The sequence below is a fragment of the Methylocella sp. genome (assembly GCF_041905455.1).
GTDB lineage: Bacteria > Pseudomonadota > Alphaproteobacteria > Rhizobiales > Beijerinckiaceae > Methylocapsa.
This window is the reverse complement of sequence record NZ_JAYRLA010000007.1, coordinates 73,625-87,793: the sequence shown is the minus strand read 5'-3', so window position 1 is coordinate 87,793 and position 14,169 is coordinate 73,625. Positions and strand designations below refer to the sequence as shown.

Annotated in this window: 12 protein-coding genes, 1 pseudogene and 1 riboswitch; of the genes and pseudogenes, 1 reads left to right on the top strand and 12 read right to left on the bottom strand. The window is 73.7% G+C overall.

All coding sequences use genetic code 11. The annotated features are described in order from the left end of the window. Positions 1-49 precede the first annotated feature (49 nt). The 5 genes from ACE3OG_RS07880 to cbiE all read right to left on the bottom strand — a co-directional run bounded on the left by ACE3OG_RS07880 (position 50) and on the right by cbiE (position 4,712). Positions 50-625 (bottom strand): N-acetyltransferase family protein, encoded by a 576-nt coding sequence (locus ACE3OG_RS07880; protein ID WP_374307370.1) that lies wholly within the window; start codon positions 623-625, stop codon positions 50-52. Positions 626-1,006: 381 nt separating this feature from the next. Then, positions 1,007-2,338, bottom strand: a complete 1,332-nt coding sequence (locus ACE3OG_RS07875) for a cobyrinate a,c-diamide synthase (RefSeq protein WP_374307368.1) — start codon at positions 2,336-2,338, stop codon at positions 1,007-1,009. After that, complete coding sequence (cobM, locus tag ACE3OG_RS07870; RefSeq protein ID WP_374307366.1) at positions 2,335-3,102, bottom strand: precorrin-4 C(11)-methyltransferase; 768 nt, start codon at positions 3,100-3,102, stop codon at positions 2,335-2,337. The genes ACE3OG_RS07875 and cobM overlap by 4 nt, the downstream gene beginning before the upstream one ends. Before the next feature lie 3 nt (positions 3,103-3,105). Continuing rightward, the gene (locus ACE3OG_RS07865) at positions 3,106-3,480 is read right to left on the bottom strand and encodes a cobalamin biosynthesis protein (protein ID WP_374307364.1); all 375 of its coding nucleotides are present in this window, start codon (positions 3,478-3,480) and stop codon (positions 3,106-3,108) included. Further along, positions 3,477-4,712, bottom strand: a complete 1,236-nt coding sequence (gene cbiE / locus ACE3OG_RS07860; protein WP_374307362.1) for a precorrin-6y C5,15-methyltransferase (decarboxylating) subunit CbiE — start codon at positions 4,710-4,712, stop codon at positions 3,477-3,479. Before cbiE ends, ACE3OG_RS07865 begins: the two co-directional genes overlap by 4 nt. Positions 4,713-4,735: 23 nt before the next feature. Here cbiE and ACE3OG_RS07855 point away from each other — a divergent pair, with 23 nt between their 5' ends. Further along, complete coding sequence (locus tag ACE3OG_RS07855; protein WP_374307360.1) at positions 4,736-5,491, top strand: cobalt-precorrin-6A reductase; 756 nt, start codon at positions 4,736-4,738, stop codon at positions 5,489-5,491. Here ACE3OG_RS07855 and cobJ read toward each other — a convergent pair. From cobJ to ACE3OG_RS07820, 7 genes and pseudogenes are all read right to left on the bottom strand, one after another. Beyond that, positions 5,452-6,222: a precorrin-3B C(17)-methyltransferase gene (gene cobJ / locus ACE3OG_RS07850; RefSeq protein WP_374307358.1), complete on the bottom strand. Its 771-nt coding sequence runs from the start codon at positions 6,220-6,222 to the stop codon at positions 5,452-5,454. The genes ACE3OG_RS07855 and cobJ overlap by 40 nt on opposite strands. Further along, complete coding sequence (locus ACE3OG_RS07845; protein ID WP_374307356.1) at positions 6,219-6,956, bottom strand: precorrin-2 C(20)-methyltransferase; 738 nt, start codon at positions 6,954-6,956, stop codon at positions 6,219-6,221. Before ACE3OG_RS07845 ends, cobJ begins: the two co-directional genes overlap by 4 nt. Next, the gene (locus ACE3OG_RS07840; protein WP_374307541.1) at positions 6,953-7,597 is read right to left on the bottom strand and encodes a precorrin-8X methylmutase; all 645 of its coding nucleotides are present in this window, start codon (positions 7,595-7,597) and stop codon (positions 6,953-6,955) included. Before ACE3OG_RS07840 ends, ACE3OG_RS07845 begins: the two co-directional genes overlap by 4 nt. A gap of 144 nt (positions 7,598-7,741) precedes the next feature. Then, a pseudogene (gene cobG / locus ACE3OG_RS07835) lies at positions 7,742-8,878 on the bottom strand (precorrin-3B synthase); the annotation flags it as partial. Beyond that, positions 8,872-12,216 (bottom strand): cobaltochelatase subunit CobN, encoded by a 3,345-nt coding sequence (gene cobN, locus ACE3OG_RS07830; protein ID WP_374307354.1) that lies wholly within the window; start codon positions 12,214-12,216, stop codon positions 8,872-8,874. The gene cobN and the pseudogene cobG, both read right to left, overlap by 7 nt. Before the next feature lie 2 nt (positions 12,217-12,218). Continuing rightward, entirely contained in the window at positions 12,219-13,292 is a 1,074-nt protein-coding gene (cobW, locus tag ACE3OG_RS07825; RefSeq protein ID WP_374307352.1) for a cobalamin biosynthesis protein CobW, read from the bottom strand. A 95-nt stretch (positions 13,293-13,387) separates the two neighbouring features. Then, a riboswitch (cobalamin riboswitch) is annotated at positions 13,388-13,591 on the bottom strand. Positions 13,592-13,627: 36 nt separating this feature from the next. Continuing rightward, positions 13,628-14,134, bottom strand: a complete 507-nt coding sequence (locus ACE3OG_RS07820) for a c-type cytochrome, methanol metabolism-related (RefSeq protein ID WP_374307350.1) — start codon at positions 14,132-14,134, stop codon at positions 13,628-13,630. Positions 14,135-14,169 lie beyond the last annotated feature (35 nt).

Sequence of the window (14,169 nt, the reverse complement as noted above, 5' to 3'; positions counted from 1 at the left end):
CCTTCAGCCGACATGGGCCGCCCCGTCCCCGGCGTCAACCGCAGGCGCGTCAGCCGGCGGACAGCTCGTCCTCGACGCGGCGGTCGAGATCGTCGAAGTCGAGACGAACCTCGACGAGATTGTCTTCGCCGCGGCGGGCGACGAAGCCGAGCTCCTGGGCCATGACCAGCATCCTGGAGTTGTCGGGCGAGATGTAGCCGGTCACCGCCTTGAGCCCGCGCCGGCGGGCGCATTGCAGGATCTCGGTCATCAGCCGGTAGCCGAGGCCGTGCGCCTTGAAGTCCGAGCGGACCATCACGTCATATTCGGCCGAGTCTGATTCGGGCGCGTCCTGGGCGATATGGACGACGCCGTAAATCTCCTCGGGCTCTTCGCCCGGCAGGCTGGTCGCGACGATCGCGGCCTCGGCGCCCGGGTCGAGATGGGCGAACCGCTCGGCCATGTGGGCCGCGAAGCCGCGCACCGCGCCGAGCAGGCGGAAGCGCATGTCCTGGGGCGAGGCGCGCGCGAACATCTCCTCGAGCTTCGCCCGATCGTCGGGGCGCACGTAGCGCAGTTGGAACCGCTCGCCCGCCGGCAGGCGTACGATGTGGCGGCGGTCTGGGCTTTTGATCGGCATGTTCATCTAAGTCGCCTCGTCGCAATCTTCCGGATCGGCGCCGACGGGCGCAAAGCCGCCCCTTCGGCGCCAGGCGGCGTCTTTCCGCGCCGTGGCCTCGTTCAATCATGTGACCGGAGTTGGCCGAGCCTCGCCGCCGCGCGGCCTCTCGCTCGCCAGAAAACGCCTTGCGCGGCGCGCCCTCGGCTCGCCGCTCCTCCCAGGCGGGCCGCCGGCGTCTCAAGCGCGGCGGCCTCTCCAGTCGCTCTCTATATGCGCCGGGAAGGTTTATTTCGCAAGTGCAGCAATTGGACGGACGGCCCGCGCGACGTGACCAATCGCCGCTTTTCAGCATTGATATTGCTAAAGAACTAGAGCCCGATGCGGGGCCGTTCCGTTCATCGAACGTTAATCTTTGGCGATGAGATGGAAGAAGCTTCCCGAAACGGCGCCGCGCTGCGCTCCCGCCCGCGCCGGGGCGCCGCCATGGGCGTCGCGGCCCTGCGCGAACGGCGCGTCGGCGTCTTCGTCCGAAGCCGTGGCGTAGTGGAACTCATGGCCCCTGAGCCGCGTCCCGGCCGGGCCGAGCGGATGGTCGGCGCAGAGTCGCGCCTCGCGGTAGCCGAGGTTGAGCCTGCGCCGCGCGAAGCTGAAGCGCGCGGAAAGCAGCCCGGCCATCGCGTGAGCCTCGCCGGAGGCGTCGGTCAGGCTTTCGCCGAGGATCATGTAGCCGCCGCACTCGCCATGGACCGGCTTTGCGGCGGCGAAGCGCCGCAGCCCGTCGAGGAAGCGGCCGGCGGCGGCGATCTTTCCCGCGTGCAGCTCGGGATAGCCGCCGGGCAGCCATACGAGGTCGCAGTCGGCGGGCGGCGGCTCGTCGGCGAGCGGCGAGAAGAAGCGGATCTGCGCCCCCGCCGCGCGCCAGCCCGAGAGCACATGCGGGTAGATGAAGGAGAAGGCGTCGTCGCGCGCGAGCGCGATCCGCTGCGCCGGGGGCGCGACGGCGATAGGCGGGGCCGCGGCCGCCGGGGCCGCGCCGGCGGCGGCGAGCGTGGCGATCGCGTCGAGGTCGCAATGGGCGCCGACGAAGCGGGCGATTCTTCCAAGGCGCGTCTCGAGCCCTTCGATCTCCTGCGCCTGCACGAGGCCGAGGTGGCGCTCGGGCAGCACGATGTCCTTTTCGCGCGGCAGGGCGCCGAGGAGCCTCAGCCCCGCCGCCTCGACGCCGGCCTTCGCGAGGCGCAGGTGCCGCTCGCTGGCGACGCGGTTGAAGATCACGCCGGCGAATTGGAGGCGCGGGTCGAAGCGGGCGCAGCCGAGCGCGACGGCGCCGGCCGACTGCGCCTGTCCGCTGACGTCGAGGCAGAGGATCGCCGGCCAGCCGAGCGCGGCGGCGACGTCGGCGGAGGCGCCGGTGCGCCCGGGCGGCCCGGGCACGGCGTCGAACAGGCCCATGGAGGCTTCGCACAGGGTGAAGTCGGCCGGCCCGTCGCCGCCCGCCGCGCCGGCGCCGGCGAGCGCGCGCAAGAGCTCCGGGGGCATCGCCCAGCTGTCGAGATTGACGCCGGCGCGTCCCGCGGCGGCGGCGTGGAAGGCGGGGTCGATGTAGTCCGGCCCGCATTTGGCCGCACCGACGCGAAAGCCCTTGTCGCGCAGCGCGCGCATCAGGCCGAGCGTGAGCACGGTCTTGCCCGAGCCCGAGCGCGGCGCGGCGATCATCAGCCCGCGCGGGCCGCTCATTCCTCGCCTCCCGCGCCGCGATAGCGTCTGACGTAGCCCGGGTCGTAGAGCGCGCTGTCGCGGAAATCCCGCGCGCCGAGGGCGCGGCCGACGAGGATCAGCGCCGTGCGCTCCATCGGCGCGGCGGCCGCGGCGGCGACGAGGGCGCCGAGCGGCGCGCGCAGGATGCGCTCGTCGGGCCAGCTCGCGCGATAGACGATCGCCGCCGGGCAGTCCGCGCCATAGAAGGGCGCCAGCCGTTCGACGACCCGCGCCAAAGCGTGGATGGACAGGTGCACGGCGAGCGTCGCCCCGGTCGCGGCGAAGGCCTCGAGCGTCTCGGCGGCGGGCATCGCGGAGGCGCGTCCCTGGGTGCGGGTGAGGACGAGCGACTGGGCGACCTCGGGAAGGGTGAGCTCGCAGCGAAGCGCGGCCGCGGCGGCGGCGAAGGCCGGCACGCCGGGCGTCACCGTGTAGGGGATGTTCAGCGCCTCGAGCCGGCGGATCTGCTCGCCCATCGCGCTCCACACCGAAAGGTCGCCTGAATGCAGCCGCGCGACGTCCTGGCCCTCGGCGTGGGCGCGCCGGAACTCCTGCGTGATGGCGTCGAGGTCCAGCGCGGCGGTGTCGACGAGGCGCGCGCCCGGCGGGCAATGGTCGAGCAGCGCGCGCGGCGCCAGCGAGCCGGCGTAGAGGCAGACCGGACAGCGGGCGAGGAGGTCGCGTCCGCGCAGGGTGATGAGATCGGGCGCGCCGGGTCCGGCGCCGATGAAATGCACGGTCATGGTTCAGCTTTCGGCGAGCGCGCAGCTCGCCCCCGCGCCGTTGCGCCGCGGCAGGATCAGCCGCGCGCCGGCCCCCGCGCCGGCGAGCGCCGCCGTCTCGGCGATGGAGGGCAGGTCGAACAGCGCCTCGACCTTGGGCGAGCGCGTCGCCACGCGTCCCGCGGTCTGGCGCAGAAGCTCGATGGGCAGGAAGACGAGCGGCAGGCCGAGCATGGCCGCCGCCTCCATCAGGCCTTTCTCGCCCATCTTGGCGGCGTGGGTGAAGAGGCCGGCGGGCGCGCCCGGCCGGGCGGCCTCCTCCAGCGCGCGGCGCACGAGATCGACGATCGCGTCCGCCTCGCAGCCGGAGCGGCAGCCGACGCCGACGGCGAGGCTCATGTCGACGCCTCCGGCTTGACGAGGCGCCACTGCGTCGCCGGGATCGACGGCCGCCACGTCTCGAATCCGCCGAGCGGCGCCGCCTCGGCGAAGGCGACGCGCGTCAGCGCGCCGCCATGCGCCGCGCGCCGGGCGAGAAGCTCGGCCTCCGCCTCCAGCGTCACGGCGTTGGCGACGAGCCGTCCGCCGGGGCCGAGGGCGGCGAGCGCGCCGTCCAGCACGCCGGGCTCGGCGAGCCCGCCGCCGACGAAGACCACGTCGGGCCGCGGCAGGCCGGCGAAGGCGGCGGGCGCGCGGGCGCGGACGATCTCGACCTGCGGCGCGCCGAGCGCCTGCGCGTTGCGGGCGATCCGCTCCGCCCGGTCGGCGCGCGCCTCGATCGCTACGGCGCGGTTGGCGGGGTCGAGCCGCGCCCATTCGACGGCGATCGAGCCCGAGCCCGCGCCGACGTCCCACAGCAGCTCGCCGCGCCTCGGGGCGAGGGCGGCGACGGTCGCCGCCCGCATCAGGCTTTTGGTGATCTGGCCGTCGGTCTCGAACAGCGCGTCGTCGAGGCCGGGCGCGAGCGGCGGGAATTTTTCGCGCGGCGACGTCGGAAGCTCGATCGCGACGAGGTTGAGCGGATCGACCTCCGCAAGGTCGAAGCCCTCGGCGCGCGCCTGCCGGACGCGTTCGCGCGGGCCGCCGAGGGCTTCGAGCGTGATGAGGCGCGCGGCCCCGAGCCCACGGCCTTCAAGGAAGCGCGCGATTTTTTCGGGCGTGCCGGCGTCCCACGACAGGGCGAGGATCCGCGCGCCAGGCTGGATCGTGGGAATGAGCCTTGCGAAGGCGCGCCCGTGCAGCGAGACGAGCGCGCAGTCCTGCAGGCTCCAGCCGAGCCGCGCCGCCGCGAGGCTGAAGGCGGAGGGCGCCGGAAAGCAGGTGAATTCCTCCGGCGCGAGACGGGCGGCGATCAGCGTTCCGACGCCGTAAAAGAAGGGATCGCCCGAGGCGAGCGCGCAAACTTTCTCGCCGCGCCGCGCGAGGATTTCCGGCATCGCCGCTTCGATCGGCGAGGGCCATTCCATGCGCGCGCCCGGAAATTCTCCGGCCAGCGCCAGATGGCGTCTTCCGCCGACCACCAAAGAAGCTTGCAGGAGCGCCGCGCGCGCGGCAGGAGAGAGCCCGGCGGCGCCGTCCTCGCCGATCCCGACGAGGGCGAGCCAGGGTTTTTCGTCCGGCGCGGCGTTCATGCGCGGCGACTCACGAGGGCTCCATGCGGCTTCTTCTGCTCGGCGGCGTGGCCGAGGCGAACGCGCTCGCCGCGCTCCTCGCCGCGCGCCCCGAAATCGAGGCGACGCTGTCGCTCGCCGGACGCACCTCGGCGCCGGCCGCCTCGCCGCTGCCAACGCGCGTCGGCGGCTTCGGCGGGGCGGACGGACTCGCCGCCTGTCTGCGCGCGGAGCGAATCGATCTTCTCGTCGACGCGACCCATCCCTTCGCGCAAAACATCTCGCGCAACGCCGCGCAAGCCGCGCGCGAGGCGGGCGTTCCGCTCATCCGCCTCGTGCGCCCGCCGTGGCGCGCCGCTCCGGGCGATCGCTGGCTCGACGCGCGCGACATGGAGGAGGCGGCGCGTCTTCTCGGCGCGGCGCCGCGGCGCGTCTTCCTCGCCATCGGCCGCCAGCAGCTCGCCGCCTTCCGCGCTGCGCCGCAGCATTTCTATCTGGTCAGGGCCATCGAGCCCGTCGAGCCCGGCCTGCCGAACTGCGAGGCGATTCTCGCGCGCGGACCATTCTCGGCCGACGCGGAGGAGGCGCTGTTGCAGGCGAAGCGCATCGACGTCGTCGTCGCCAAGAATTCCGGCTCGCCCGCCGTCGCCGGCAAGCTCGCGGCGGCGCGCCGGCTCAAGCTTCCCGTCGTCATGGTCGCGCGGCCGGCTCTGGCGGACGGCGTCGCGACGCCGCAGGACGCGCTGGGTCTGATCCTCGCTCACGCTGAAACCCTCGCGCGGCGCGGCGTGAGCACGTAAGGAGCGCCGCCGCCCGGGCGCTCGATGAGGCGCGTCTCGCTCGAGCCGATCAGCACGAGCGTCGACATGTCGGCGGCGCCGGGGTCGGCCGAGGCGAGCGTTGCGATGGAAAGGCTTTCGTCGACCCGGCCGACGTTGCGGGCGAACGCCGTCGGCGTGTCGCCGGACTTGAGGCCGCGCAGCAGGGCGAAGGCGTCGAAGATCTGGCTGCGGCGCGTCCTCGAGGCGGGATTGTAGAGGGCGATGGCGAAGTCGCCCTCCGCCGCCGCGCGAAGCCGGCGTTCGATCGTCGCCCAGGGCTTCAGATTGTCGGAGAGCGAGATCGCGCAGAAATCGCCGCCGAGCGGCGCGCCGAGCCGCGCCGCCGCCGCCTGCATCGCCGAGACGCCCGGCGCGACATGGACGTCGAGCGCGCGCCAGGCGGGCGGGCCGTCCTCCAGCGCCTCGAACACCGCCGCCGCCATGGCGAAGACGCCGGGATCGCCGCCCGAGACGACGGCGACGCGGCGCCCGTCCGCGGCGAGCTCCAGCGCGAGGCGGGCGCGCTCCAGCTCGACGCGGTTGTCGCTCGCATGCCGAAGCTGGCCGGGACGCTGCGGGCAGCGCGCGAGATAGGGCGCATAGCCGACGAGGTCGCTCGCCGCCTCGATCAGGGCGCGCGCCTCCGGCGTGACCCAGCCCGCAAACCCCGGGCCGAGGCCGACCACCGAAAGCTGCGGCGGCGCGCTCACGGCCGGCGGCCCTCGCCGGGGATGAGGATCATCGAGAAATAGGGCGCGTCGTCGTCGGGCTTTTCGACGAGGCGCCGGATCTCCTCGCCCGGCTGCGCGCCATGCGCGACGTAGATCGCGTCGCCCTCGCGTCCGGCGAGGCGGATCGCGGCGCGCACCTTGGGCAGGTTCGAGCCGAGCTTCATGATGACCGCGGCGTCGCAGGTCTCCAGCCGCCAGGCGAGGTCCTCCTCGCTGAGCGTGCCGGGGAGCACGCTCAGGGCGTCGTCGCCCCAGGTCATCGGCGCGCGCGCGGCGCTCCAGCAGGCCGACATGCCGGTGACGCCGGGAATCACCTCGACGCGGAAGCGATCCCTCAGCCGCACGAACAGATGCATGAAGGAGCCGTAGAACAGCGGGTCGCCCTCGCAGGCGAGCGCGACGTCGCGGCCGGCGGAAAGATGGGCGGCGATCTCCTCGCAGGCCTGCGCGTAGAAGCCGGAAAGGGCCTCGATATAGACGGGGTCGGAGAAATGGCGCTCCGTCGTCATCGGATAGACCAGCGGCAGCTCGGTCACGTCGCCTGCGAGCCAGCTGTCGAGGATCGCCCGCGCATGGCCGCGCCGCCCGGCCTTGGCGAACCAGGCGACGACCGGCGCGGACTTCAGGACGCGCGCCGCCTTGACGGTGACGAGCTCCGGGTCGCCCGGCCCGAGGCCGATCCCGTAAAAGGCGCCGGCGGCGGGTCCGCTCATTCCGGGGCGCCCGCCAGCGCGTTGACGGCGGCGGCGGCGATGGCGCTGCCGCCGCGCCGGCCGCGCAGCGCGATGAATGGGGCGGGGGCGGATTCGATCAGCGCCTCCTTGGATTCGGCCGCGCCGACGAAGCCGACCGGGACGCCGATGACGCAGGCCGGGCGCAGCTGCGTGCGCGCCATGAGGTTCAGGAGCGCGAAGAGGGCCGTCGGCGCGTTGCCGACGGCGACGACCGCGCCCGCGACGCGCTCGCCCCACAGCTCGACCGCGGCGGCGCTGCGCGTGTCGCCCTTCTCTCGCGCGAGCGCCGGCAGGGCCGGGTCGTCGAGCGAGCAGACGATTTCATTGCCCGCCGGCAGGCGCGCGCGCGTGATCCCGTCGGCGACCATGCGCGAATCGCACAGGATCGCTGCGCCGGCGGCGAGGGCGGCGCGCGCGGAAGCGGCGGCGCCGGGCGAGAAGACGAGGTCGGCGGCGATCTCGACCATGCCGCAGGCGTGGATCATGCGCACCGCCGCGACCTCCTCGTCGGGCGAGAAGCGGGAGAGGTCCGCCTCGGCGCGGATCGTCGCGAAGGAGCGGCGATAGATCTCGGCGCCGTCCTTGAGATAGTCGAAACGCGCTGCGTCCGGCGCCGTCATCTCGCCCCATGTTCGCGCCGCGCCGCGGCCCGTCATGGCGTGCAACAGATCGCGCGCCTGCGTCAATGACAGATTTTCGACGCTCGGCCGGTCGCGCGCCGTCCCGTCGCGGACGAGGTCATAGCGTCCCGTGCGCGCGACGAGGGTGAGCGGCGCGGGACGCGGATGGGCGCAGCCTTTCGCGCAGCCGGCGACATGCAGGACGAGGCCGTCGGGAGTCAGCGCGCGGGCGAGCGGGGCGAGCGCCAGCGCGTCGTCCTGCGCCGGACTCGAGCCCTGCGCGCAGGAGGGGGCGCCGCCGCAGGCGGCGACCGCGAGCCGCGCGTCGTCGCCCGACAGGATGAAGCCGGCGCGCTCCAGCCGCGCGGCGGCGCCCGCATCCGCTCCCGGCAGCAGGAACACGCGCCACGGCGTCAGGCGGATGTCGCCCGAGGCCGTCCGCGCGGCCTCGGCGAGCGCCTCCAGCATGGCGGCGGAGAGCCGTCCGAACGGCGCGCCGGCGCCGAGGCATGCGAGGCCGTCATAAGTCGCGAACCCGACCGGCGGGCGCGGCGCGGTCGGCGCGGTCGGCGGCGCCGTCGACGGACGGCCCGTCTCGCGTGCGAAATTTTCCGCGCCGAGCCGGGCGAGCAGGCCGCCGAGGCGGCGCGGCGGCTCGGGAAGGCGGCCGCAAATGGCGAGGAAGGCGCGGCCGAGGGAAAGCGCGAGCGGGATGATTTCATCCCGCGCGCAAAAGCCGAGCCCGACCGCTTGCGGGCCGGCGCCGCCGGCCGCGATCGAGAACAGGCCGCGCCCCGCCTCGAAGGTGAAGCGCAGGTCCGCGCCCTCATGGGCCAGCGTAAGCGGGCCGCCGTCGTCGAGCGCATAGCCGAATTTGGCGGGCAGCGCGTGAAGGTCCTGCGCCTGCGCCAGCGCCGCCGCGAGCGCTTGCGCGAGCGCGCCGACGTCGGGCGCGCCGCCAAGGCCGGCGAGCGGGCTGACGAGGATGTTGCGCGTCGCCTCCGCGCCGACGCTCTCGTCGAGGAGGCGGAGCGCGGCGAGGACGGCGCGGAAGGCGGGAAGCGTCTCCTCGCGCAGCCCGCGCAGCTGCAGGTTGGCGCGCGAGGTGATCTCGCAGACGCCGTTCCCGAGGTCTCGCGCGGCCTGCGCCAGAGCGCGCGCGTCATCCGCCGAAAGGCGTCCGGCGCGTGGGCGCGCGCGGGCGATGAGGCCGTCCCGCGCGGCCATCGGCGCCAGGGCGCCGGGGCACCAGCCTTTGCGCGCAGGCGCGTTCCTCAGCACGACAGGGCGTCCATCAGGCGGGCGAGCTCGTCGAGCGGCGCATTGCGGCGCGGCCGCCACAGACCGCGCCGCGCCGCCTGATCGAAGCGCGAGAAGATCGCTCCGGCGGCCTGCGGATTTGCGGCGATGAGGAAGTCCGCGACGCCGGCCTCGGCGCAGACCGCCTCGAACATCAGATCGAAATGCTCGCTTCTGATCGCGTCGCTCATCACGGCGAGGGCGAAGACGTGATCGACCGTCTCGGCGATCTCCGCCGCGCCCCGGTGGCCGTGCCGCATCTGGCCTTCGAGCCAGCGCGGATTGGCGGCGCGTCCGCGCAGCAGACGCGCGGCCTCCTCGTCGAGGCTGCGCGCCTTCGGCGCCTGCGGGCCGCGCGCGTCGAGCACATAGATCCGGGGCGCGGCCCCGAGCGCCTGCGCCGCGGCGAAAAAACCGCCGACATGGTCGACCTTGGCGTCGGATTCGAAAAGGTCCTGCTCGACCTGGTCCTGGACATGGACGAGCGCGTCGGCGTCGGCGACGCGCTGCGTGAAGCCCGCGCTTTCGCGGCCCTGTCCGCCCGGCCCGCCATAGGCGTGCGAGGTCGCGGCGAGATAAAGCTGGCCGAGCTCCTCGCGGCTCGCCTCGCCGCCGCCTTCGAGCGCGCGCGAGAGCTGCAGGCCGTAGGCTCCAGGCGCCGCGCCGAACACGCTTTCGGGCGGTCGCCCGCTCGCCCGCATGCGCGCGGCGAGCGGATTGTCGGAATCGTCCTCATCGAGCGCGGCGATCGCCTGCGCCGCCTGGTCGAACAGCGCGATCTGGCCGGGGAAGGCGTCGCGGAACATGCCGGAAATGCGCAGCGCCACGTCGACGCGCGGGCGCCCGAGCATGGCGGGCGGCAGGATCTCGAAGCCCGTGACGCGCGAGGAGGCGTCGTCCCACAGCGGGCGTGCGCCGATCAGGGCGAGGGCCTGCGCGAACTCGTCGCCGCCGCTGCGCATGGTCGGGCTCGCCCACAGGTCCATGACGAGGCGCTTCGGCCAGTCGCCGTGGTCCTGCGCGTGGCGGCGCAGCGTCTCGTCGGCGGCGCGCCGGCCGATCTCGTAGGCCGCCCGCGTCGGCGCGGCGCGCGGGTCGATCGAGAAGATGTTGCGCCCTGTCGGCAGCGCGTCGAGCCGCCCGCGCGAGGGCGCGCCGCCGGGTCCCGGCTCGACGAAGCGGCCGTCGAGCGCGCCAAGGAGGGCGGCGAGCTCGTCGCGTCCGCAGGCGTCGATCCGGGCCAGCGCCTCGGGCGCGTCGCCGAAGCAGGCCGCGACCGCCGCGCGCGCCTCCCCCAGCGGCGAGCGGCCGAACACATGCAGCCCGTCACCGATGCGCATCTCCTTGACGTCGCAAAGGAAGGCGTCGAGCTTGCGCAGCGCCTCCGCCTCGTCGTCGTCCTCGCTGAGGCCGCAGTCGCGCGAGAGCCCGCCGCGCCGCGCCTCCTCGAGGATGGCGGCGGCGAGCGCTCTGGCGCGCTTCGGGTCGAGCTGCGCGGCGTCGGCGTATTCGTCGAGCAGCGCTTCGAGCGCGTGGCCATGTCCGTAAAGCCCGGCCTCGACGAGCGGCGGCGTGAGGTGGCCGATCGTGACCGCCGCCGCGCGGCGCTTGGCCTGCGCCGCCTCGCCCGGATTGTTGACGATGAACGGATAGACGAGCGGCGTCGGCCCGAGCAGCGCCTCGGGCGCGCAGGCGGCGCTCAGCGCGTTGGCCTTGCCCGGCAGCCATTCGAGCGCGCCATGCGCGCCGCAATGGACGATCGCGTCGGCGCGAAAGACATGCCGCAGCCACAGATAGAAGGCGATGAAGCCGTGGCGCGGCTGGCGCGAGACGTCGTGGTAGGCGCTCTTGCGCTCGTCCTCGCGCGCGCGCCCCGGCTGCAGGGCGACGACGACGTTTCCGGCGAGGAGCGCCGGAAAGGCGAAGGCGCCGTCCCGCGCCTCCTGCGCCGGATCGCCCCATTGCGCCTTGACCTGCGCGACGAAATCCGGGTTCAGGGCGTCGAGCAGCTGCTCGTGCTGCGCGAGCGGCAGGCGCGCGAGCTCCGCGCCAGCTTCGAGCGCGCGGACGATCTCGCCGCCCGGCGGCAGGGCGCCGACGTCATAGCCCGCCCGCCGCAACGCGTCCGCGACGACCGCGACGCTCTCGCCCGTGTCGAGCCCGACGGCGTAGCCGCTGCGCCCCGGCTTGCCGGGATAGTCGGAGAGGATGAGCGCGATCCTTTTTTCCGCGCGCGGAAGGCGCCGCAGACGCGCCCAATTGGCGGCGAGGTCGGCGACGAAATCGACGCGGCCGGGCAGGGCGGCGAAGGCGCGCGGCGAAAACTCGACGTCCTCGCGCAGGACGCCCTGCTCCTTGACGGCGACGGCGCGGGCGATGATCCGCCCGTCGATCTCGGGAAGCACGACGTTCATGGCGAGGTCGGCGGCGGAAAGCCCGCGTGGGTCGTCCTCCCATTGCGCGCGCGTCGCGCCGCTGAACGCGACTTGCAGGACGGGCGCGTCCGCCTTGTCGAGCGCGCTTCCCGCGTCCTCGCGCCGCGCCGAGAAGCCGGTGGCGTTGACGATGACGTCGGGCCGCCGCGCGGCGAAGCGCGCGCGCAGGAAGGCGATGGAAGCGTCGGCCTTGAGGCTCGAGACGAACGCCGCCTCGACGTCGAATCTTCGCGCGGCGAGGGCGTCGGCGAGGGCGAGGACCGGCGCCATGTCGCGCGCGACGAAGGCGGAGCGGTAGAAGACGATCAGCGCGCGCGGCGCCTGCGCGTCCGTCTCGCGTCGCGCCTCCATCGCCTCGCCGGCCTCCGGCGCCGCTGGCGCCGGCGCGGCGAAAGGCCGCGCCGCGCCGCAAAGCTGCGCCTCGACGTCGGCGAGCAAACCCTTGAGGGCGTCCGGCCCGCCCGCCGTGAGGCGCGTCCCGAGCTCGCGCAGGGTCTGCGCGGGAACGGTCGAGAATTCCGCGAGGCGCTCGTCGAACGCGCCCTCGCCCGGAAGAAGCGCGAGCCTGACGCCATGCGCGCGCGCGGCGGCGGAGGCCTCCTCGACGCCGTAGCGCCAGTAGTCGAGGCCGCCGATGATTCGCGCCAGCACGAAGCGCGAGCGGGCGACGACCTTCTCGACATAAAGGTCGACGGAGTAGGGATGCTTCAGCTCGGCAAGGCTCGCGAGCCGCACGGAGAGCGCAGAGCCTTGCGCCGCCTGCGCCAGCGCGCCGAGCTCGGCGTCGGAGAAGGAGAGGAAAACGAGGTCGGCGGGCGTCTGCTCGAGGTCGACGGCGCTTTCCGCCTCCTCGAGCCCGCGCCGCTCGACCCGCAGCAGATGCATCCCTAACGCTCCAGCGCGGCCCTGACCGCCGTCGCGTCGAGGCCCTTCTCGCCGATCACGACGAGGGCGCCCCGGCGCGGCTCGCCCGGCGCCCAGGGGCGGTCGAAGGCGTGCTGGAAGCGCGCGCCGACGCCCTGCACGAGCAGGCGCATCGGCTTGCCGCGCGCCTCGACGAAGCCTTTTACGCGCAATATGTCGTGAGCGGCGGCGACCTCCCTGAGGCGCGCGAGGAAACCGGCCGGATCGTCGACCGCCGGAACGCTCACGACGAAGCTCGTGAAATCGTCGTGGTCGTGCTCGCCCTCGGCGTCGTGATGGGAGGGGCGGTTTTCGAGGTCGTCCTCGGCGGCGGCGGAAAGCCCCAGAAGCACGTCGGCGGCGATCTCGCCGTCGCGGGTGAAAACGACCGGCGTCGCGCGCCCGCCCGCCGCGCGGACGTCGGCTGCGACCCGCTCGCGCGCGCCCTCGTCGAGCAGGTCGGTCTTGTTGAGGACGATGAGGTCGGCGCAGGCGAGCTGGTCCTCGAACACCTCCTCGATCGGATTGTCGTGCTCGATCGACGGGTCGGCCGCGCGCTGGGCGGCGAGCTTTTCGGGATCGTCGGCGAAGCGCCCATCCGCGGCGGCGGCGGCGTCGACCACCGCCACGACGCCGTCGACCGTGAGCCGCGCCCTGATCTGCGGCCAGTCGAACGCCTTGACGAGGGGCTTCGGCAGCGCGAGCCCGGAGGTCTCGATGACGATGTGCTCGGGCGGCGGATCGAGCGCGAGCAGCTTCTCGATCGCGGGCAGGAAGTCGTCGGCGACGGTGCAGCAGATGCAGCCGTTGGCGAGCTCGATGAGGCGCGTCTCGTCGCAGGCCTCGTCGCCGCAGCCGCGCAGGATCTCGGCGTCGACGCCGACGTCGCCGAACTCATTGATGACGAGGGCGAGGCGGCGCCCGGAATTGGCGAGGATATGGCGGATCAGCGTCGTCTTGCCGGCGCCGAGGAAGCCGGTGACGATCGTCGCCGGGATGCGCGAAAGGCGCGCAGGAAAGGCGGCGGCAGGCGAGTTTGCGGGCGTGTCTCTGGTCAAGGGCCGGCCCTTCTGAACGCGGCGGGCGGCTCGAGAAGGCGCGCGGGCGCCCCGCGCCTGAACGGCGCGGATCGCAGCCGGAGCGCCCCGCCGGCGGCGATTCGATCAGGCGCGGCAGGTTTCCTGGCTCGCGGATCGGCGCCGCCCGCCGCCTTCCCGGGGCTCGCCCCAGTGGCGCATCGGCGCGCGGCTACCCGCTCACAGTCGCGGGGGCGGCTGCGGCTTGCGCGCCCTTTTCGGGGGCGCGTCCCGCATTCCCTATTAACCCTCGGGGAGGGGCCGTGGGAGGGACTCTAGACGCGGGGGAGGCGAAGCGCAAATCGTCCGCCGGCGCCTCATCCGAAGCAGGAATCGACCTTCTTCTCCCAGCCGTCGGGCTTCGGCTCGTGCTTCACCGGCCGCTCGCGCCCGAGCGCGCCGTCCGAGCGGGCGCGCAGATAGACGTAGATCGGCTCGAGGTAGCACATCACGTTCTTGTTTTCGCCGAAGCTCGGCATGACCAGCTCCTGCGAGGCCGTCACGTCGCGCTTGCCGTTGATGATGGTGGACTGCACCTGCTGCGTCGTCAGCGACTTCAGCGAATCGACGAGCGAGGGCGCGTAGCTCGAGCCGAGCGCGTCGGGGCCGTGGCATTGCAGGCAGTTCGCGCCATACATGCGGTAGCCGATGAAGGTGAACCAGTCGACCGTGCCGTCCGCGCCGATCTTGTAAGTCGGGTTTCCGTCCTTGTCGTAATATTCCCCGGAGTCGGAGGAGGCGGGGGCGGGGTTTCCCGCGCCGTCGGCGCGCGCCAGCCCGGCGCATACGGACGCAAGAAGGACGAGAAGAAGGAAGCGTCGCATCGCAGGCTCCTGATTGGCGGCGGCGGAGGCGCTTC

Excerpts from the sequence above, each read along its gene's own strand:
- cobN (WP_374307354.1), bottom strand. The coding sequence starts at position 12,216 with ATGCATCTGCTGCGGGTCGAGCGGCGCGGGCTCGAGGAGGCGGAAAGC.
- ACE3OG_RS07880 (WP_374307370.1), bottom strand. The coding sequence starts at position 625 with ATGAACATGCCGATCAAAAGCCCAGACCGCCGCCACATCGTACGCCTG.
- ACE3OG_RS07845 (WP_374307356.1), bottom strand. The coding sequence starts at position 6,956 with ATGAGCGGACCCGCCGCCGGCGCCTTTTACGGGATCGGCCTCGGGCCG.
- ACE3OG_RS07865 (WP_374307364.1), bottom strand. The coding sequence starts at position 3,480 with ATGAGCCTCGCCGTCGGCGTCGGCTGCCGCTCCGGCTGCGAGGCGGAC.
- ACE3OG_RS07820 (WP_374307350.1), bottom strand. The coding sequence starts at position 14,134 with ATGCGACGCTTCCTTCTTCTCGTCCTTCTTGCGTCCGTATGCGCCGGG.
- ACE3OG_RS07875 (WP_374307368.1), bottom strand. The coding sequence starts at position 2,338 with ATGAGCGGCCCGCGCGGGCTGATGATCGCCGCGCCGCGCTCGGGCTCG.
- cobM (WP_374307366.1), bottom strand. The coding sequence starts at position 3,102 with ATGACCGTGCATTTCATCGGCGCCGGACCCGGCGCGCCCGATCTCATC.
- cbiE (WP_374307362.1), bottom strand. The coding sequence starts at position 4,712 with ATGAACGCCGCGCCGGACGAAAAACCCTGGCTCGCCCTCGTCGGGATC.
- ACE3OG_RS07840 (WP_374307541.1), bottom strand. The coding sequence starts at position 7,597 with ATGACGGCGCCGGACGCAGCGCGTTTCGACTATCTCAAGGACGGCGCC.
- ACE3OG_RS07855 (WP_374307360.1), top strand. The coding sequence starts at position 4,736 with ATGCGGCTTCTTCTGCTCGGCGGCGTGGCCGAGGCGAACGCGCTCGCC.